This window comes from Lysinibacillus sp. NPDC056185, from assembly GCF_047737915.1.
In the GTDB taxonomy this organism is placed as follows: domain Bacteria; phylum Bacillota; class Bacilli; order Bacillales_A; family Planococcaceae; genus Lysinibacillus.
In genome coordinates, this window is the sequence record NZ_JBLLLQ010000034.1 from 1 (window position 1) to 21,471 (window position 21,471).

The 21,471-nt window shown below is 39.7% G+C and carries 14 protein-coding genes and 1 other annotated feature; of the genes, 6 read left to right on the forward strand and 8 right to left on the reverse strand.

Annotated elements, in window-relative coordinates; translation table 11 throughout:
• Positions 1 to 202: 202 nt before the first annotated feature.
• A complete protein-coding gene (tyrS, locus tag ACMZ42_RS22800; RefSeq protein WP_415732889.1) occupies positions 203 to 1,471 on the reverse strand; it encodes a tyrosine--tRNA ligase in 1,269 nt (422 codons plus the stop codon).
• A 73-nt stretch (positions 1,472 to 1,544) separates the two neighbouring features.
• Positions 1,545 to 1,748: a binding site (T-box leader), on the reverse strand.
• Between the two features lie 102 nt (positions 1,749 to 1,850).
• Between tyrS and ACMZ42_RS22805 the strand changes: the two genes are divergently transcribed.
• Positions 1,851 to 4,976 (forward strand): transglycosylase domain-containing protein, encoded by a 3,126-nt coding sequence (locus ACMZ42_RS22805; RefSeq protein ID WP_415732890.1) that lies wholly within the window; start codon positions 1,851 to 1,853, stop codon positions 4,974 to 4,976.
• Positions 4,977 to 5,067: 91 nt separating this feature from the next.
• Positions 5,068 to 5,949 carry an NAD-dependent epimerase/dehydratase family protein gene (locus tag ACMZ42_RS22810; RefSeq protein ID WP_415732891.1) on the forward strand — a complete coding sequence of 294 codons (882 nt, stop codon included), beginning with the start codon at positions 5,068 to 5,070 and terminating at the stop codon, positions 5,947 to 5,949.
• A 408-nt stretch (positions 5,950 to 6,357) separates the two neighbouring features.
• Here ACMZ42_RS22810 and ACMZ42_RS22815 read toward each other — a convergent pair whose 3' ends face one another.
• The 5 genes from ACMZ42_RS22815 to acsA form a co-directional block, all read right to left on the reverse strand.
• Positions 6,358 to 7,488, reverse strand: a complete 1,131-nt coding sequence (locus tag ACMZ42_RS22815) for an acetylornithine transaminase (RefSeq protein WP_415732892.1) — start codon at positions 7,486 to 7,488, stop codon at positions 6,358 to 6,360.
• Between the two features lie 127 nt (positions 7,489 to 7,615).
• Entirely contained in the window at positions 7,616 to 8,386 is a 771-nt protein-coding gene (argB, locus tag ACMZ42_RS22820) for an acetylglutamate kinase (RefSeq protein ID WP_370075763.1), read from the reverse strand.
• Positions 8,349 to 9,581, reverse strand: coding sequence for a bifunctional glutamate N-acetyltransferase/amino-acid acetyltransferase ArgJ (gene argJ, locus ACMZ42_RS22825; RefSeq protein ID WP_415732893.1), 1,233 nt, complete (start codon positions 9,579 to 9,581; stop codon positions 8,349 to 8,351). The genes argB and argJ overlap by 38 nt, the downstream gene beginning before the upstream one ends.
• A gap of 93 nt (positions 9,582 to 9,674) precedes the next feature.
• Positions 9,675 to 10,709 (reverse strand): N-acetyl-gamma-glutamyl-phosphate reductase, encoded by a 1,035-nt coding sequence (gene argC / locus ACMZ42_RS22830; protein ID WP_415732894.1) that lies wholly within the window; start codon positions 10,707 to 10,709, stop codon positions 9,675 to 9,677.
• Positions 10,710 to 11,259: 550 nt separating this feature from the next.
• Positions 11,260 to 12,987, reverse strand: coding sequence for an acetate--CoA ligase (acsA, locus tag ACMZ42_RS22835; protein WP_415732895.1), 1,728 nt, complete (start codon positions 12,985 to 12,987; stop codon positions 11,260 to 11,262).
• Positions 12,988 to 13,625: 638 nt separating this feature from the next.
• Between acsA and ACMZ42_RS22840 the strand changes: the two genes are divergently transcribed.
• Genes ACMZ42_RS22840 through ACMZ42_RS22850 form a run of 3 tightly spaced genes read left to right on the forward strand, consistent with a single transcriptional unit; the run spans position 13,626 to position 16,090 of the window.
• Positions 13,626 to 14,258 carry a GNAT family N-acetyltransferase gene (locus ACMZ42_RS22840; protein ID WP_370075773.1) on the forward strand — a complete coding sequence of 211 codons (633 nt, stop codon included), beginning with the start codon at positions 13,626 to 13,628 and terminating at the stop codon, positions 14,256 to 14,258.
• Between the two features lie 24 nt (positions 14,259 to 14,282).
• Positions 14,283 to 14,933: an acetoin utilization AcuB family protein gene (locus ACMZ42_RS22845; protein ID WP_370075775.1), complete on the forward strand. Its 651-nt coding sequence runs from the start codon at positions 14,283 to 14,285 to the stop codon at positions 14,931 to 14,933.
• Positions 14,930 to 16,090: an acetoin utilization protein AcuC gene (locus ACMZ42_RS22850; RefSeq protein WP_370075777.1), complete on the forward strand. Its 1,161-nt coding sequence runs from the start codon at positions 14,930 to 14,932 to the stop codon at positions 16,088 to 16,090. Before ACMZ42_RS22845 ends, ACMZ42_RS22850 begins: the two co-directional genes overlap by 4 nt.
• Positions 16,091 to 16,218: 128 nt before the next feature.
• Here ACMZ42_RS22850 and ccpA read toward each other — a convergent pair whose 3' ends face one another.
• Both ccpA and ACMZ42_RS22860 read right to left on the reverse strand, forming a co-directional pair.
• Entirely contained in the window at positions 16,219 to 17,223 is a 1,005-nt protein-coding gene (ccpA, locus tag ACMZ42_RS22855) for a catabolite control protein A (protein ID WP_415732896.1), read from the reverse strand.
• Positions 17,224 to 17,825: 602 nt separating this feature from the next.
• Positions 17,826 to 18,911 (reverse strand): bifunctional 3-deoxy-7-phosphoheptulonate synthase/chorismate mutase, encoded by a 1,086-nt coding sequence (locus ACMZ42_RS22860; protein WP_370075783.1) that lies wholly within the window; start codon positions 18,909 to 18,911, stop codon positions 17,826 to 17,828.
• 372 nt (positions 18,912 to 19,283) lie between these two features.
• Here ACMZ42_RS22860 and ACMZ42_RS22865 point away from each other — a divergent pair, with 372 nt between their 5' ends.
• Positions 19,284 to 21,437, forward strand: coding sequence for a cell division FtsA domain-containing protein (locus tag ACMZ42_RS22865; protein WP_415732897.1), 2,154 nt, complete (start codon positions 19,284 to 19,286; stop codon positions 21,435 to 21,437).
• Positions 21,438 to 21,471 lie beyond the last annotated feature (34 nt).

The window sequence follows — 21,471 nt, forward strand, 5'->3', positions numbered from 1 at the left end:
TAACGCCTTCGTGACCAACATCGTGTTGGCCCGAGACCCTGGAGCGAGCAACGCGAGTGAAGCGGCTCATCGGACGCCCCCAGGAAAGCGCCCAGCTGGAACGGAAATTAACCCCTCGTTTTGCCGAGGTGCCATACTTTATTTTCAACAAAACGAAACATCCCCTCAAATTTGAGGGGATGTCATGATTTGTGGGTTTGAGTTAAACAAACTTCACCATATGGTATTTTTTCTTGCCGCGACGAACAATGCTGAATGCATCTTCTAAACGATCTTTGCCGTCGATTACATATTCTAATTCAGTGACTTTTTCACCGTTCACACTAATCGCACCATTTGTTACGTCTTCACGAGCTTGACGTTTTGAAGGTGAAATACCCGCTTCCACTAATAAGTCCACAATGTTTTTATCTTCTTTCGCCAATTCAATAGAAGGAACATCTTTAAACGCATCTTTCATTTCATCAGCAGAAAGTGCTTTTAAGTCTCCAGAGAATAAAGCAGCTGTAATGCGGATTGCTTGGTCTAATGCTTCTTGACCATGAATTAAGCGAGTCATTTCTTCAGCTAGTGCTTTTTGCGCCTTACGTAAATGTGGTTCCTCTTCTACAGATACTGCTAATGCTTCAATTTCTTCACGAGAAAGGAATGTGAAGATTTTTAAGTATTTTACAACATCAGCATCCGCAGCATTAATCCAGAATTGGTAGAACTCGTATGGAGATGTTTTCTTACTATCTAACCATACAGCACCACCCGCTGTTTTACCAAATTTCGTACCGTCTGCTTTCGTTACTAAAGGAATTGTGATACCGAAGGCTTTCGTCTCTTCCTCATGTGTTTTACGAATAACTTCTAAACCTGTTGTAATATTCCCCCACTGGTCAGAGCCACCTACTTGAATACGGCAGTTGTAATGGTTGTATAAATGATTGTAATCAATACCTTGAATTAAAGTATACGCAAACTCAGTAAATGAAATCCCTGTATCAAGGCGTGATGCAATCGTATCCTTTGCTAACATGTAATTCACGTTAATTAATTTCCCGTAATCACGTAAAAACTCAATCGTATTTATATTGCCAATCCAGTCACGGTTATTCACTAATTGTGCACCATTACCATCTTCTGCAAAATCAAAAATACGCTCTAACTGACTACGGATACCTTGAACATTTTTATCAATTTGCTCAACTGTTTGTAATTGGCGTTCTTCAGAGCGACCAGATGGATCTCCAATCATACCAGTCGCACCACCAACTAATAAAATTGGACGGTGACCTGCTTTTTGGAATCGACGTAGCGTTAAAAGAGGCACAATATGCCCAATATGCATAGAATCCGCAGTTGGATCAACACCACAGTACAAAGATACAGATTGTTCATCTAATAATTTCGTCATACCTTCAGCATCAGTTTGTTGGTACAACAATTCGCGCCATTCTAAGTCTTGTAATAATTCGTTCGTCATTTTTATTCCTCCTAAGTGTTTAATAATTCAGTGTAGGGAGAAACAAAAAAGTCCCTACACGCAAAACATTGCATGCAGGGACGTTATAAACTAACGCGGTACCACCCAGCTTGAAGATGTCATCCATCTTCCTCTTCATTCAACCGCCTTTATCGCAGGCGCGCACGTCTAAGCTCCAAGCACGTAATTCGTCTCTACATTATGACCAGCTTTCACCAACCGCTGGCTCTCTAAACAGGGAATATAGACACTACTGCAAGCTCTTCATCACTAGAAAACTATAAGCATTATTCTAAACGATTCTTTTTCATTGTCAATAACTATGTTCGACCTAAATCAATATGTGCTATAATAGACAAGATTTTAGGAGGTCGATACATTGAAAGATTGGATTGAGAAAATCAATGCAAAGATCGATGAGTTTATTCAACAAAAATGGATGAAGAAATTACGCATTTCAGGAAGTGTTACCTGGAACTTATTTTTACTATTTTTAGTCTTTGCATTGGTAGGCACTGTATTTGCCGGTTCAGTTGGCGCTGGCTATTTTGCTTCACTTGTAAAAGAAGAGCCACTACGCTCAAAGGAAGAATTACGAAAAGAAATTTTCAACTACGATTCAACAAGTGAAATTTATTTCGCCAACGATATTTATATCGGAAAATTACGTACAGATTTAGACCGCCGAGTAACAACATTAAACGATGTCGCACCTGATGTTGTTAATGCGGTATTAGCTACAGAGGACGAGTATTTCCGTGAACATAACGGAATAGTTCCGAAAGCTGTCATCCGTGGGCTAGTTCAAGACGTAACAAACTCTTCCACACAAACTGGTGGCTCTACATTAACACAGCAGCTTATTAAAAACCAAGTATTAACAAACGAAGTATCTTATGAACGAAAAGCAAAAGAACTTTTACTTGCGATGCGTTTAGAACACTTTATGAAAAAGGAAGAAATTTTAGAGGCCTATTTAAACATAATTCCTTATGGCCGTAACGCTTCCGGTCGAAACATTGCAGGAGTTGAAACAGCTGCAGAAGGTATTTTCAATGTAAAAGCAAAAGATTTATCGCTACCTCAAGCAGCGTATATAGCTGGTATTCCTCAATCACCTTTTGCTTACACACCTTTCACAAATACAGGTGTACTCAAAAGTAAAGAAGCTCTTCAACCGGGTATTGATCGTATGAAAACTGTACTTTATCGTATGAAAGACGCAGGTTATATTAACGAAGCACAATATAAAGAAGCGATCGCATACGATATCACTGCTGACTTCCGTTCACCAGAGATGCGTGCAGAAGATCGCTACCCTTGGCTAACGTATGAACTTGAAAATCGAGCAAAAGACATTATTGCAGAAAAGCTAGCAAAAGAAGACGGTATTGATCCAGAACGCTTAAAAAATGAGAAAAAATTAAAAGATAAGTATACGATCCTAGCAGATCGTGATGTCCGCTCAAAAGGTTATCGTATCTATTCAACTATCAATAAGGATATGTACGATTCGATGCAAAAAGCAGCGGAAAACTTTCAAAATTACGGTCATACTTACACCGTCAAAGACAAAGACCCTGTAACAGGTGAAGAAATTGATGTTCAAATGCCTGTACAAGTCGGCAGTATTTTAATTGAAAATAATACTGGACGTATTTTAAGCTTTGTCGGTGGTCGTGACTTTGAATTAAAAAGTTATAACTACGCTACACAGGCAAAACGCTCAAATGGCTCAACAATGAAGCCTTTACTCGTATATGCACCTGCAATAGAATATGGTGTAATCGGTGCAGGTAGCCCATTAGTCGACGTAAAATTCTCTATTCCCGGATGGAGCCCAACAAACTATAATACTAATGATGAACGAGGACTAATCCCTGCACGTGAGGCATTAGCGAGTTCACAAAACTTATCAACTTCTCGTCTATATTATAGTATTCTTAACAGACGTCCTGCCGATTATTTAGTAAAGATGGGAATCACAACCCTAAAGCCTAATGATTTCACAAACCCTTCTGCTAGTCTTGGGGCCATAGAAGATGGTATTACGGTTGAAGAGAACACCAATGCCTATGCAACTTTTGCAAATGGTGGACAATTCATTGACTCTTATATGATTGATAGAATTGAAGACCAAAATGGAAATATCATTTATAAACACGAAGTTAAACCTGAACAAGTATTTAGTCCTGAAACTTCTTATATCATTACTGATATGTTACGAGATGTGCTAACAAAAGGTACAGGTACACTTGCAAGAAATACATTAAAATTCTCTGCTGACTTTGCTGCTAAAACAGGTACTTCACAAAACTACAAAGATGTTTGGCTAGTTGGCTATAACCCGAATGTTTCTCTTGGTGTATGGATGGGTTATGATAAAAATGAAACACTAGATGCATTTAATAATACGTATCAACGGCCTAGTGTGCGAATTAACAAGCTATGGGGTACATTAATGAATTCTGTGTATGATGTAGACCCACAATTAATCGCCCCTAAAACTAGATTTACGCAACCGAAAAACGTTGTTACAGCATCATTCTGTGGTATTTCTGGTTTAGCGCCTTCAGCAGCATGTGCTAATGCTGGTCTCGTGCGCTCTGATTTGTTTAACGCGAAAGTATTTTTACCTTCACAGCCTGATGATAGCTTAGCTTCCTCAAGTGTTGTTACGATAAAAGGTAAAACTTATAATGCCCTTCCTAGCACACCGGCAGAGTTTGTAAAAGCAGGCGGTGCAGGAATTAATCAGGCATTTATTAAACGAATGCTAGGTCCACTTGGCGGTAACCCGGCCAGCCTATTACCAAAAAATTCGACATTAGCGAATTCATCGGTATCAGCCGTTGATTTCCCGGCAGATAACAATGCGCCAGCAGCAGTAACTGCTTCAATTAATGGTAATACATTATCTTGGACAGGCTCTTCAAATGATGTAGTCGGTTACCGCGTTTATAAAGTAACAAACGGCGGTAGAACGCTTGTCGGATCAGTGCTTGAATCATCACAAAGCATGACTGTAGCAAGTGGGCAAGCCTATGTTGTTGTCGCTGTAGATATTACAGGTTTAACTTCAGCGCAATCCAATGTCGTTTCTACTGGTGGTAGTGCGAATGAAAAACAACCTGAAAAAGACAAGGAAGAAAATGTTCCACCAACTACCCCACCTACTAACGGCGAAGACTCAAACCAAAACGGAAACGGTTCGGAAAATGGCAATGGGTCAGATGGTAGTAACGGGAATAGCTCAAACAATGGAAACGGCTCGAATAACGGTAGTGGTTCTGGAAATACCGGAAACGGCTCGAATAACGGCAGTGGTTCCGGAAATACCGGAAACGGCTCGAATAACGGCAGTGGTTCCGGAAATACCGGAAATGGCTCAAATAACGGTAATAGTTCAAATAACGGTAATGGTTCCGGAAACACCGGAAATGGCTCTAACGGAGGAGACAACGGAAATACAACTCCACCGACTAATCCACCACCTACCCAATAATAAACAGGCATGGCATACTACAAAGTAATTGTAGTATGCCTGTTTTTTTGTCATTATAAAGGGGACTACTAATTTGAAGGGGTGGAAATAATTGAACATTTTAGTTTTAGGAGGCACTCGTTTTTTTGGTAAAAAGCTTGTTGAACTCTATCTTCAAAATGGGCATAGCGTAACTATTTTAACACGTGGACAAAATGGAAATCCTTTTGGTACAAAGGTGAAGCAGCTAATTGTTAATCGAGATGATGCCGATTCGTTATCACAGGCACTATCAAGTTCAACATGGGATATTGTCTATGATAATATTTGCTATTCTCCTAACGAAGCTAAAAAAATATGTGAAATTTTAGAAGGTAAAACGAAAAAGCTCATTTTTACATCTACTTTATCCACCTATGAAATAGACGGCATGGTCAAAACAGAAGAAGATTTTAATCCATATAATTATGAAGTTCGGATGGGGAACCGTGAAGATTTTTCGTATGGTGAGGGTAAGCGTCAAGCAGAGGCAGTACTTTTCAAAGAGGCCACGTTCCCTGTTGTCGCTGTACGTTTCCCGATTGTTATGGGGGAGAACGACTATACACGCCGTTTACATTTTCACATTGAACGAATTTTACAGGACCAGCCTATTTCATTACCAAATATTGAAGCAAAGATGAGCTTTATTACGGATGACGAAGCAGCAGCATTTTTATATTTTGCTGGCATTACACCAATTGAAGGACCTTATAATGCAACAGCTACGGGTGCAATTTCATTAAAGGATTTGCTGGGGCTTATTGAAGAAACAACCGGAAAGCATGCGAAAATTTCACTAGTAGGTGGCGATGAAATGTCGCAGTCACCGTATGGAGTTCCTGCAGATTGGTATATGACAACTACAAAGGCGGAGGCTGCAGGCTTTGCATTTAGTCAACTTCATGATTGGCTCCCTACTCTAGTGAAAACATTAGTAAAAGAGTTACAATAGGATTTCACTAAATAAAAAACTTATCACCATAATGTGAGGTTGATTTCTGTTTCGGCTGGGCGCTTTGCCGCTGTCGCTTCGCTTTCGCGCAGATAAAACATTTGTTGCTGACGCTTCGCTTTCGCGCAGAGCAGAGCTTCCTGGGGGCGTCCGATGAGCTGCTTGGGCCAAAACGATGTTGGTCACGAAGGCGTTATCACAGGACGTGATGGTTCTAGCCTTCGTTCCTCTATCCGCTAATCCCCAAGGAGTCGCCCAGCCTCCACTCCAATCAACTTATTCATATGGCATTTGTTTTAACAAAATGTCATCCTAAACTTCCGACGATAATCCATTAAAAATCTGCTAGACTCTCACAAAAAGAAAGTCTAGCAGATTCATTTTTCATCGTATTGAATTGTCCAGATACTATAACAGTATGGTTTTTAAAATCGCAATTGCCTCATCTATCTCCTCTTTTGAAACTGTTAGTGGAGGTAAAAGACGAATAACATTTGGTCCCGCTCCTACTAATAATAAGCCGTTTTCCTCTGCTGCAGCTATATACGAGGCTACCTCAGTATCGCCACAACCAATGCCAAGAAGTAAGCCCTGACCCTGTACCGTATACGTAGTCGGTAGATTCTCTTTCAACTGCTTAACAAAATACGAAGATTGCTGCTGCACATTTTGTAAAAAAGCAGGTTCAAAAACATGATTAAGCACGGTTTCAGCAACACTCATCGCAAGTGGGTTCCCACCGAATGTTGTCCCATGTGTGCCAGGACCAAATGAATCATATAGCTCGGCTGTTCCAAGCATCCCACCGACTGGGAATCCACCACCTAGCCCTTTTGCCAATGTCACGATATTTGGCTTTAAAATCGTTTGCTCATAGGCATATCTTGTTCCTGTTCGTCCAATACCTGTTTGAACTTCATCGATGATTAGTAATATTCCTTTGTCGTCACAGACTTTAGCGATTGCTGCTGCGAATTCTGGCGATACACTGTTAACACCGCCCTCACCTTGAATCATTTCTAGCATAATTGCCGCAACAGAATCGTCAATCGTTGCTTCAAGTGCTGACACATCGTTAAAAGGAAGAATCGTAAATTTTTCAACAAGCGGTCCGAAGCCATTATGTATATTGCTCTGACCTGTTGCGGACATCGCTCCAAAAGTTCGCCCATGAAAAGATTTTTCAAAAGTAATAATATGATTTTTCCCTGTATGCTTACGAGCAAGCTTAATGGCCGCTTCATTTGCTTCCGCACCACTATTACAGAAAAATGCATAAGAAAAATGTGTATCTGCTATTAATTTTTGCGCAACCTTCTCCTGACCGAGAATATCAAATAAATTAGAAATATGCCAAAGCTTTTTACTTTGATCATGAACAGCCTCCACGATTGCAGGATGTGCATGACCAAGACTCACTACAGCAATTCCACTTGTAAAATCTAAATATTTTTTCCCAGCCGAATCTTCTACAACAGTTCCTTGCCCTTTGACAATTTGGGCGCGGCGTTTGCCATAGTTTCCAAATAAAGCACTCATTTTACCAACTCCTACTAATTTTGGCTATAACAATCTTCTTCTCTAAATAACTATATTGCTACCTCTATGCCATTGAAAGGTCACTCTTAAACTATAAAGAAGAATGACTTTTACTAATTTGCTTTCTTCATCCCCCAGATAAAATCGTCGTACCTACTAAGGATTCTCCAACAATTTGCACTGATGGAATGCCTGCACTTAAGCATTCGAGAGCTCCATTAACTTTAGGTATCATCCCTCCATAAATATGCCCCTCCTCAATCCATTGATTGATGAAAGAAGGTGTTGCTTTCGATTGATATTCATCGTTAATGCGAATACCACTTACATCCGTTACAAGTAATAAGCTATCTGCATCTATTGCTAGCGCTATTTCACTTGCTACCGTATCTCCATTAATATTTAATGCCTGACCATGTTCATCTGATCCCACGCAAGCAATAACCGGTACAACCCCAGCACTAATTATTGCTTCTAGCAAAAATGTGTTGACGGTTTTCACTTCACCAACAAAACCGTATACGTCTTTATCTAGATAATCCGCTACAATTAATTGACCATCGAAGCCGTTTAATCCAATCGCAGCAATGCCAGAAGTCGTTAATTCATGAACAAGCGCAGGATTGACCTTTCCTATTAACGTTGACTGTACAATATCCATTGCAGCTTCACTCGTGACACGAATACCATTTAAAGCATGTGATTCTATTCCGCGCACCGCTAGTTCACGGTTAATAGCTGGACCACCACCATGGGTAATAATAAGCTCTATGCCGCTTTCTTGGAGTTTTTTAAAATTCTCAAAAAACGACTCATTTAAGCCCTCTAACGTACTTCCACCAAGCTTAATGACCATTCGTTTACGAGCGGTATGAGGCATTGATTTGAACGTAGTCATAAGTTAGATCACATCCCCAAGCATGCCCCTTGCCTTCCCCAATACCAAGCGACACATAGATTTTCACTTCATGCATTTTTAAAATTTGAATTAACCCATCCTCCGAAAATGGAATCGGCTCACCGTTTTCAACCATCGTAACACCGCCAATTTGGATCGTAATTTTTTCTGGATCAACTGTTGCGCCACTATAGCCTACAGCGGCAATAATACGTCCCCAGTTTGCATCACAGCCAAATACTGCCGTTTTCACAAGTGGTGAACCAACTACCGTTTTAGCAATTTTACGTCCTTCTTCATCCGAAAACGCCCCTTCAACTTCAACCTCAATTAGCTTCGTTGCCCCCTCACCATCTTTGGCAATCATTTTCGCTAAGTCTTCAGCTACTGTTTTCAATGTATAATAGAAGTTTTGCCAATCTGGATGGTCAGGAGTTAAAGCTACATTTCCTGCTAAGCCGTTTGCCATTACAACTACTGTGTCATTTGTAGATGTATCCCCATCCACTGTAATTGCATTGAAAGTCATATTTGTTATATCAGATAAGGTAGCCTGTAGCACATCTGATTCAATATTTGCATCTGTCGTAATAAAACCTAGCATCGTTGCCATATTTGGTTCAATCATACCTGACCCTTTTGCAACACCAGCGATAATAATCTCTTTGCCATCAACAATAGTACTGTAACTTGTGTTTTTCATAACCGTATCTGTTGTCATAATCGCTTGTGCAAAATCAATAGCACTTTCTAAATTATCCTTTGGCTCTAACTGATTAATCCCTATTGCCAGTGGCTCCATATTCATAATTTCACCGATGACACCCGTTGAGCAAACACCTACTAAATTTGCCCCGATACCTAGCTTTTCTGCCATGAGGGCCTGCATTGTTTGTGCATCCTTCGCTCCTTGCTTTCCTGTACAAGCATTAGCATTTCCGGAGTTGACAATCATCGCCTGCATTTTCTTCGTTGTATACACAACCTCTTTCGTTACTTTTAATGGTGCTGCCTGTACAGCGTTCGTTGTAAAGACACCTGCTACACTTGCGGGTACTTCACTAACTAACACAGCTAAATCTTTTTTCTTATGCTTTAAACCACAATGTAAACCCGCAGCTTTAAAGCCCTTTGGTGAAACAATATTTTTACTTGATAATTTTTTCATAATACTCGTGGATGCTATTAATGTCATAAAATCTTTCCTCCTTAGTTAATCAATTTTCCTTGGCATATAAAGAGTAGCTGACGCTCTGCTTTCGCTACATAAAAGATTCGCTGAAATAAGTTACAGAAAGAACGGAACAACATCTAATCCTGTCGTTTGTGGTAAATCAAATTGAACATTCATATTTTGAATGGCTTGCCCTGCAGCCCCTTTGACTAAATTATCGATAACGCCAACAATTGTGGCACGATTCGTACGGCTATCAACTTTCACCAAAATGTCGCAATAGTTCGAACCTTTAACGCGGTTTGTTCCTAGACTATTTACATCTGTAACAATCCGCACAAACGGATGCTTTTCATAGGCACTCTGTAAACAAGCAACTAGCTGCTTCTCTGTAACACCAGACATAACAGGTGCATATGAGGTAGATAAAATCCCTCTAGTCATTGGCACTAAATGAGTATTAAAAGATATGGTTGTATCAACCCCCGCGAACATTGAAATGGCCTGCTCGATTTCCGGTATATGCTGATGTGTATTCGTTTTATAGATTGAAAAGCTTTCGTTGGCCTCACTAAAATGCGTTGTTTGCGATGGTTTATTCCCAGCCCCAGAAATCCCACTTTTCGCATCAATCACTAAAAAGCTCGAATCAATCAATCGTTCTTTTAGCAATGGTAACAACGAAAGTAAAACGGCTGTTGGATAACACCCTGGATTTGCGATAAGAGGAGCATGTTGAACATTATCTGCATTCCATTCAGTTAAGCCATATACACTTTGTTGAATGATTTCCAGTGGCGCCGCTTTTTTACCGTACCATGCTTCATAGCTCGCTGGATCTTGTAAACGGAAGTCACCAGACAAGTCTATTAATTTAGGACCTTTCCCCACCAATGGAGGTAATAGCTCACTTGTCACCCCTGAAGGTGTACTTGTAAAAACAACATCAAATTTCTCTAAAGCCCCATAATCAATTTTTTGTAAAGGTGTATCGGCAATATGAACGAGATGACCAAACTTAGAAGAAAAAATTACACCTTCTTCTGAAGATGTGAATAAATCGATCCGTTCCACCGCTTTATGATTATGTAAAAATCGAATAAGTTCTAAGCCACCATATCCGGTTGCACCAACAATTCCTACTTTCAATGCACTCACCTCTGAAATAAGTTAAAATTAGTATACGTCTGCATATTTATTAAGTCAACTGAATTTTTATTTATATCTGAATTTTTCGCAAGATTTATTGAATAATTGATTTCGAGAAAATTTTAAATAGCTAAATGCTATTAAACAGAGAGCATACATAGAAAAATAAATGAAATCCCTAAAAGGTTTACCTACTTACTAGTAAGGATTCAGTTTTATCTTCTGCATTTTAATGTATTAAGCAATGCTCATCATCATAACGAGGGGTTGGTTTCTGTTCCGACTTGATACTTTCTTGGGAGTATCCCTGAAAAGTGATCAGGTATGCCTCAGGGGTAATCAGGTATCTGAGAAAAGTGATTCGATAAGCCAAGGAGTCTCCCATTCTCCACTCCAATCAACTCATATACATGTCATACGTTTTTACAATGTCATCTCCAACTTTTGGTGATAAACCCGAAGCAATGAATTCATTCAATGAAAACCCCGTTGCTTTTAAAAAAGAAAGCAGGAATTTTTCGTCGACCGAATAAATTCCTGCTTCTTATAATTAGTCTTCCATCGTAGATAAATCACCAGTTGGTAAATTTAACTCCCACGCCTTTAACACACGACGCATAATTTTACCACTGCGTGTTTTTGGTAGCTTATCCTTAAATTCGATTTCACGTGGTGCTGCGTGTGCAGATAAGCCCTTCTTAACAAAATTACGAATATCCTCTATCAATGCATCTGAAGGTTCAACACCCTCACGTAATGATACAAAGGCTTTAATAATTTCACCTCGGACAGGATCTGGCTTTCCAATCACCCCTGCCTCTACTATATCGGGGTGCTCTAGTAGCTTACTTTCTACCTCGAAAGGACCTACCCGCTCACCAGCTGTCATAATAACATCATCTACACGCCCCTGGAACCAGAAGTAGCCATCATCATCCATATAGGCAGAGTCCCCAGACACATACCATTCACCTTTTAAGAAATAGGATTCATAACGCTCTGGATTTCCCCAAATTTGACGCATCATTGCAGGCCAACCACGTCGAACCGCTAAATTCCCCATTGTAAAAGGTGGTACTTCATTACCCGCATCATCAACAATCGTCGCATGAATACCTGGTAATGGTTTACCCATTGAGCCTGGCTTAATATCCATAGAGGGATAGTTACAAATCATATGCGCACCAGTTTCTGTCATCCACCACGTATCATGAATGCGTTGACCTAACTCATCAGTCCCCCAACGAATTACCTCTGGATTTAACGGCTCACCAACAGATAAAATGTGACGTACCGAAGATAGATCATAGTTCTCAAGCATACCACTACCAGCACCCATTAACATTCTGAAAGCAGTTGGTGCACTATACCAAACTGTTACACTATAATCCTCAATAGCTTGGTACCAAGCTTGTGGTGAAAATCTCCCACCAACAATTAGCATTGTGACACCATTTAACCATGGACCAAAAATGCCATATGCTGTGCCTGTCACCCATCCTGGATCAGCCGTACACCAGTAAATATCGTCTTCACGCAAATCTAATACCCATTGCGTTGATTGGTATTGTTGAAGCATTGCATTATGAACATGCAATACGCCCTTTGGTGCTCCAGTCGATCCAGAAGTATAATGAAGAATCATACCATCCTCTCTGTCCACCCATTCAATATCAAATTGAGAAGATGCTTCTTTCAAGCGTCTATTAAAATCTAAAATTTGTGTTGTTTCCTCTATATCAGATCCTACTAAAAAGACGTGCTGCAAATGTGGTAGCTTTGCTAAAGGTACGCGTTCAAGTAACTCTGGTGTTGTCACTAATACTTTAGCTTCGCTATCTGCAAGTCTGTCATAAACAGCACCTTCCATAAATGCCTCGAATAGTGGACCTACAATCACACCCATTTTCAATGCGCCTAATAAAGAAAAATAAAGCTCCGGTGAACGCGGCATAAAAATAAATAATCGATCACCTTTTTCCAAATTTGTTGCTGCCTTAAAAACATTTGCGGCTTTATTCGTCAGCTTTTTCATTTCATTGAAAGAATAAGCCTCTTTACGCTTTCCATCATTAAAATAAAGTGCAACTTTGTTTTTTCGATGCGTTTCTGTATGACGATCAATTGCCTCATATGCCATATTTACAAGCCCTGTTTCATACCAACTGAATCCCTTTTCTGTCTCTGTCCAATCATGTGTTGCCGCTGCTTTCTCATAATCAAGCAAATTATATTGCCCCGGTAAAGCATTCAACTTCTCCAACATTTTCATCCCCATGAAACTACCCCTCTCTTTGCGATCGCCTTAGTATATTAGTAAGCAAATTTTCAATTATGCCTCGGCATAATTGCGTCCGGAATCGGCTTAGTGCTTGCACAAATCGATTCCATGACATCCGCCGGAGGCTTTAACTTCTTTCAGCAGGTGTTTGGATACCCGTTGAAAAGTAACTTAATTCAGCATCAGCATTCTTCTCACCATCTATAGAAGTGAGAGACTTCTGTACCTGCCGCTACGCTTTCGGTACAAAAGTGATTTGTAACTGCCGTTTCACTTACGTTACAAAAAACATTTGTAGCTGATGCTTCGCTTTTGCTACAATAGACATTTGCTGAAAGAAGTTAAATCGTAATTTCATTAATTCCCCCTTAAAAATCCGCCACCTTCTCCAAAGACAACTACGTTACGTAGCACTTGTTATACAACAGTTAAGGTAGTGTAAAATTAGTGAATGCTTATTCACACCACATTCATCTGTTGAATAACAGATGCAATATACATATATTTTACACGAAATCACTAAGAATGTCTTAATATTTTCACTTTTCTAAAAACACAGGTATATTTTGCAAAAAGTAGCGTTTTTCCGCAGGAAATCAGCTATAATGGAACTATTAAACTCAGGTGGTGTAATTATGGAACACAAAAAAACTTTTTTTTCTGTCACAAAGGAAACAAAGCATGGTACTGTGTATGTGGAAGGACCTGTTCCTCCAGAAAAATTAGCGACATATTCATTCCACGAAGGCTTGGTTGCTTTTAGACCTCCAAAGCAACAGCAGCAAGCCATTATAGAAATTGCAGGACTTCCTGAAGGACGAATTATTATTATTCGAAATGAAAACATTATTGTAGGCTACGTCACTTATCTATATCCCGATCCACTCGAACGCTGGGCGGAGGATCGTATTGATAACATGATTGAGCTAGGTGCTATTGAAGTCATTCCAGACTATCGTGGTACAGGTGCTGGTAAAGCACTACTAGCCGTATCTTTTATGGGAGATGAAATGGAAGACTATCTTGTTATCACTACCGAATATTATTGGCATTGGGATTTAAAAGGGACTGGTTTAAACGTTTGGGATTATCGCAAAATGATGGAGAAAATGATGGGCTCTGCCACCTTCGAATATTTTGCTACAGATGACCCTGAGATCACATCACATCCTGCTAACTGCCTGATGGCACGTGAAGGCAAACGCGTGCCTCCTGAGACAATGGAAAGATTCGATAGACTTCGCTTTAAAAATCGCTTCATGTATTAAAACCAACACAAAGGGGATGAGTATATGATCGTAGAAGAAATTATGAATAATGAGCCCTACACGTTGGCTCCGACAAATACAGTGGTTGAAGCGCTGAAGTTCATGCGTGAGAAAAAAGTACGTCATTTACCAGTTGTAGATGAGGAGCATCATGTTCTTGGGGTGATCACTGAAAGAGATATTAAAGAGGCATTGCCTTCCTCGTTACGGGATGAGCCTAATTCACCAGTTTTTAATGCAAAAGTGGAAGAGATTATGATTAAAAATCCAATTGTCGGTCATCCTCTTGATTTCGTAGAGGAGGTTGCTCTTACTTTTTATGAATCTAAAATAGGCTGTTTACCAATTGTCTCCGGAGGAAAATTAGTTGGGATTGTCACTACCACAGATTTACTCTATACATACATAGAGTTAACTGGTGCCACTGAACCTGGCTCAAAAATTGAAATTCGTGTATCCGATACGCCAGGAATATTATTTGAGATTACTAAAATTTTTCGTAAACATCATGCAAATGTCCAAAGCGTCTTAGTTTATCCTGACTCTGAAAATACGCAAAATAAAATTTTAAGTATCCGAGTAAAAACTCTCAATCCACTAGCTATGATTGAAGAACTTCGTAAAGAGGGCTTTGATGTATTATGGCCTAATTTACCAGGTGTTTCATTACAATGAAAAAAGCAGTATTTGTGTACTCGCCAGAGCAACTCGGATATAAATTTTCAGATACCCATCCTTTCAATCATAAACGCTTGACGCTTACAATGGATTTGTTAAAGAATATTGATGCTCTTGATGATTTGGATATCGTTCCAGCTCGTGTCGCAACAGAGGAAGAACTTTTACTTGCACATGATCCAAAATATATTGAAATCGTTAAAAGAGCAGGACATGGTGAGCTTTCAGAGGCACAATGTGAAAGCTACGGCATAGGCACCGAAGATACACCCATTTTTGAAAATATGCACGAAGCAAGTGCACAGCTTGTCGGTGGAACATTAACAGCTGTCGATTATGTAATGGAAGGAAAAGCCGAGCACGCCCTCAATCTAGGGGGAGGGCTACACCACGGCTTCCGCGGCCGTGCATCAGGTTTTTGTATTTATAACGATAGTACAGTAGCTATTCGCTATTTACAGGAAAAATACAATGCTCGTGTACTTTATGTAGATACCGATGCCCATCATGGAGATGGGGTGCAATGGAGTTTTTATGAAGATCCAGATGTTTGTACATTGTCTATTCATGAAACAGGGCGCTATCTTTTCCCCGGAACTGGTAATATTACGGAACGCGGGAATGGACAGGGCTATGGCACTTCTTTTAATTTTCCAATTGATGCTTTTACAGAAGATGAGAGTTTCCTAGACATATATGAAAAGGCTATGCGAGAAGTCTTTGAATTTTTCAAGCCGGATGTTGTGTTAACGCAAAACGGCGCAGATGCACATTATTTTGATCCATTAACACATTTATATGGAACAATGAACATTTATAGAGAAATTCCAAAGCTTGCGCATAAATTAGCACATGAATATTGTGGGGGGAAATGGATTGCCGTTGGCGGTGGAGGCTATGATATTTGGCGTGTTGTGCCTCGCGCGTGGTCGATGCTATGGCTTGAAATGACAGATCAGCAATTACCAACAGGCCCCCTACCACAAGCTTGGTTAGATCGTTGGCAGCCAGAAGCACCAGTGCCTTTTATTCCAACTTGGGAGGATCCAAATCCATTGTATGAGCCAATCCCTCGAAAGGCTGAGATTGAAGAAAAAAACGCGCAAATGCTAACCAAAGCGCTTCATATTATTCGCAATGAAAAACACGTTTAACACTATGCCTCACGACAATCGTGAGGCTTTTTATTTTCACCTTAGTCCTCTATCGGTTACTTTCGGCTTTCAATCTCTCTATAAAAAAAACACGCAAATCCATTATCAGATTTACGTGTTAATTACTGTTATTTACTTTTGACAGACTGTCGATGTTCTATACGATGAGGTAAAATAACCGCTTCGTCCTCAACAGGCTCTTTGCTCATCAATTTAGTTAGCAAGCGCATTGCGACAGCTCCGATATCATACAGCGGTAATGCGACACTTGTTAGCTGTGGACGAACCATGCGTGCTAATTTTGAATTTTCAAAGCTGATCACTTCGATATCCTCAGGTACATCTTTACCTGTATCCTGTGCACCATGAATCAATCCAATTGCTAATTCGTCACTACCTGCAAAATAAGCAGTTGGAGGATTTTCAAGTGAGGATAATGATTCCCACGCCTCTAAGCCCATATCATAGCTCGATTCTTCTGCAGCGATTAGTGATTCATCTATAGGTAAACCTGCGTCTTGTAAGGCTTTTTTATAAGCTTCAAGTTTGAATTTTCCATTAATAGTATACGTAAGCGGACCTGTTACGAAAGCGATTCGCTTATGGCCATTTTGAATGAGTAATGTAATCGCCTCATAGGCTGCTTGGAAATAATCAATGTTAACAGTCGCAATTGTTTGCGATTCATCTACTGAACCTGCAAGCACAATTGGTACCGGTGAATGATCCATAGTTTGTTGCATTTTTTCAGTCACTTCATCACTCATCATAACAATACCGTCAACCTGTTTTCCTAGCATTGTATCCAGTAGCTGAAGCTCTTTATCTTCATGTTGGTCTGAGTTGGCTAAAATAATATTGTAACGATACATTGTTGCAATATCCTCTACACCACGTGCCAGCTCCGCATAAACATTATTTGCAATATCCGGGATAATCACGCCAACTGTTGTTGTTTTCTTACTTGCTAATCCACGCGCTACTGCGTTTGGACGATACTCTAATCGTTCAATTACTTCTAATACTTTTTTTCGTGTTGCCGGTTTTACGTTTTGATTACCATTGACTACACGAGAGACCGTTGCCATAGAAACATTTGCTTCTCTTGCAACATCATAAATTGTAACAGTCATCGTACGTGCCTCCCTTTTTTCCTTTTATAGCCTTATCATACGATAATTTTCATATTCTTTTCAAGAAGCAGTATGTACATGAAAAGAAAAACCAAGTACAAATAGTACTTTTCTAGTCATTATTTTGTCACTATATAGTAAACACCGCCTGCCGATTAAAGCAAGCGGTGTTTATCAACATATCAATTATGCCCCGGCATAATTGCGTCTGGAATCGGCTTTGTGCTTAGGCCTACGTGATGCAGGTCAGTTAGCTGTTATCGCAAGGATGCGATGGTTTTAGGCTAACATCCCCTAAGAACTCCTTTCCGATTCCGTGACATCCGCCGGAGGCTTTGGGCCAACAGATGTTTTTTGCGCGAAAGCGTAGTGCAACGTAGCGACAGCACCGATGTTGGTCACTCAGTCGTGTGTTGTTGCTGTCGCACAGATAAATTGCCACAGAACGTGGCGTTCTTAGACTGAGTTTCTCTATTTCAGCGGGTGTTTGGACACCCACTGAAAAGTAACTTAAATCTGCATTCATCTCACCACCTATAGAGGTGGGAGACTTCTGTACCTGCCGCTACGCTTTCGGTACAGAAAATAATTGCTGAAAGAAATTATGCATTGATTTCATGGCTCTTCATGAATTTTTGTAGTGTATCGTAGAAAGCATCAAATGTTGGAATATCCATTTGTTGTTGTGAATCAGAAAGTGCTACAGATGGATCTGGATGCACCTCTGCCATAACGCCATCAGCTCCAATAGCAATTGCTGCCTTAGCACATGGTAATAGTAAATCACGACGACCTGTTGAATGCGTTACGTCTACAAATACTGGTAAATGCGTTTCTTGTTTTAAAATTGGTACAGCAGAAATATCTAATGTGTTACGAGTTGCTTTTTCGTAAGTCCGAATACCACGCTCACAAAGAATGATGTTCTCATTTCCTTTAGACATAATGTATTCTGCAGCGTGAATGAATTCATCAATTGTCGCCGCTAAGCCTCTTTTTAAAAGTACAGGTTTATTTGTTGCACCCGCAGCTTTTAATAATTCGAAGTTTTGCATATTACGTGCACCAATTTGGATAACATCGATGTAATCTAAAGCTTCCTCTAAATGACCTGGTGTAACGATTTCCGTAATAACGCCTAAACCGTATTCCTCTGACACACGTTTTAAAATTTTAAGTCCTTCTAATCCAAGACCTTGGAAGTCATATGGAGAAGTACGTGGTTTATAAGCGCCGCCACGAATTAACTTTTCACCTTTTGCTTTAATAGATTCTGCTACTGCCGCTACTTGTTCGTATGATTCTACAGCGCAAGGTCCAAATACGAAAGATGGTTTTCCTTGGCCAATTAGCTCACCATTCACATTAATGACAGTATCTTCTGATTTTTTCTTACGGGAAACAAGTAATTCTTTTTTCTTATCCGCTTCAAGTTGTTTTAAAGCTGTTTTAAAGATTTGCTTAAATATATAATCAACCGTCATTTGGTTTAATGGACCTTGATTGTGCTCTTTAATAAGATCAAGCATATGGCGTTCACGTAACGGGTCATAGCGATTCACACCTTGTTTTTCTTTAATCTTACCGATTTCATCAACTACTGCTGCGCGTTCGTTAATTAGACGAAGAATTTCTAAGTTTAAACCGTCTATTTGACTACGTAAGCTTTCTAAATCTTTTTGGCTCATGTTTCTTGCTCCTCTCCTCATGACAGACACTTTCAGAACTCTGAAATGTATGTTACATTTTTAGATATTAGCAACATTATAATCAATGTTGCACAGAATGTCACGCATTTTTAATTTAGCGCTTCAACTCGCTAAATTATATTAACATATTACGAGAAAGGAAGCGAGTATAAAGAACTCCTTTCCGTTTCGTGACATCCGCCGGAGGCTTTGGGCCAACAAATGTTTTTTGTGCGAAAGCGTAGCGTCAGCAACACGATGTTGGTCACTCAGGCGCTTTCACAGGATGTGAAGTTCTTAGCCTGAGTTCCTCTATGCCAGCTGAATTTTGCTGAAAGAAGTTAACATATAACTAGAAAGGAAGCGAGGACATTGAGTTCAAAATTATTTGCACTTGATATCGGTACACGTTCTGTAGTAGGCATTATTTTAGCTGAAGATAATGACCGCTTTCACGTGGAAGACATCTTAGTAAAAGAACATAAAGAACGCGCCATGGTTGATGGTCAAATACATAATGTCATGTATGTGGCAGATTTAATCAATGAAATTAAACATGAACTTGAAGAGAAGCATGGTCCTTTAAAAAAAGTGAGCGTCGCTGCGGCTGGTCGTTCATTAAAAACAGAACAAGCAAGCGTGACGATCAATATACGTAATCGACCAATCTTTACAGAAGAAGATATAAGTCGTTTAGAACTGCAAGCTGTTCAACAGGCACAGCAACAGCTCCTTCAACAAAAAGAAGACGCTAAAATAAGCCACTATTATTGTGTTGGTTATTCAGTTTTATACTATCGTTTAGATGGCGAAGAAATTGGTAGCCTACTCGATCAGCAAGGTGATGAAGCACAAATTGAAGTTATTGCTACGTTCTTGCCACGAGTTGTCGTAGAATCACTTATCGCGGCTCTTAAACGCGCGGATTTAGAAATGGATGCACTAACATTAGAACCTATTGCAGCTATTAATGTGCTTATCCCCCCAACAATGCGTCGTTTAAATGTGGCGCTTGTTGATATTGGTGCTGGTACATCTGATATTGCCATTACCGATAAAAGTACCGTTGTCGCATATGGCATGGTACCAACAGCTGGTGATGAAATAACAGAGGCTTTAAGTGACCACTACTTACTCGACTTTCCAGTTGCCGAAAAAGCGAAACGTCAACTGCAAACAGATGAAGAAATTTTAATTCAGGATATTTTAGGCTTTGACCAATATTATCCGAAAGAAGAAGTTCTTCAAGCAATTGAACCTGCTGTTAAGCAACTTGCAAAAGCCATTGGGGAAGAAATTTTGCGTCTTAATAATCGCATAGCTCCTAAGGCGGTAATGCTTGTTGGTGGAGGTAGCTTAACACCAAATCTTACAACTGAACTTGGACTGGTACTAGATTTACCTGCCAATCGCATTGCCGTTCGAGGGATTGATGCCATTCAAAACTTAACGAAGGAAGATCATATCAAAGCATCTCCTGAATTGGTGACCCCAATTGGTATCGCCATCGCAGCAAAAAAAATGCCTATTCAATATATGAGTCTAACTGTCAATGAGCAAGTAGTTCGCCTTTTTGAATTAAAGGAAATGACCGTTGCTGATGCATTTTTAGCAGCCAATATTCGAGCAAAGCAATTATATGGAAAACCGGGATATGGATTATCAGTGAATGTAAATGGACAAGATATTTTCATCCCTGGTGGTCACGGTCAGCCGGCAGAAATTTTAGTGAATGGTCATCAGGCATCCACTAAAACGATGATTAAAACAGGCGATGCTATCCAGCTAATTGAAGGCCAAGACGGTCAGCCAGCTAATGCTACGGTGAGAGATATTGTAGATGATGCTGCCATTAAAACAATTACAATTCAGCATACAAAATATGTAATTGAACCACAAATAACTGTTAATAGTTCTAGCGCATCACTCGATAGTGCATTAAATGATCGAGATGTTGTGATGTTTGAAATATCCGAAACAGTCGAGGATGTATTTAAGCTCACAAATAATTGGGAGTTATTAAAACAATTTGAGTCATTTTATATTCAAGTGGACGGAAAGCCACTTTATTTACCAGAGTTTTCAGCCCATCTAATGATTAATGGTAAACCAGCTAAAATGTCATATGCTGTCCAAGATGGTGATGTACTTACATTTCAGCAACAAACATTCCCTACTGTTCAACGGATTGCTGACCAAATGAATGTTTTACTTGAGGATAAAATCATCATACACTTTCAAAACGAAGTGTTAGAGCTGAAGAAGATGGCCAACGAAGTTCTCGTTAATCATGTAGTAGTTTCACCTCTTTCAACCGTTCCAAATGGAGCAACACTTTCATTTAAAGAAAAAGACCGAAGTCGTTGGATATACCAGGATGTGTTCCGCTTCTCTAATTGGCAACTACCTACTACATTTAAAGGTAATTTTACAATTTTACGAAATGGTCAACCGGCCAGCTTTGATATGGAGATTTTCGGCGGGGATAAATTAGAGATTTTACTAGAAAAAGCGCCAATATCTTAAAAAAAGGGATACGTTACATCTATGATAAGATGTA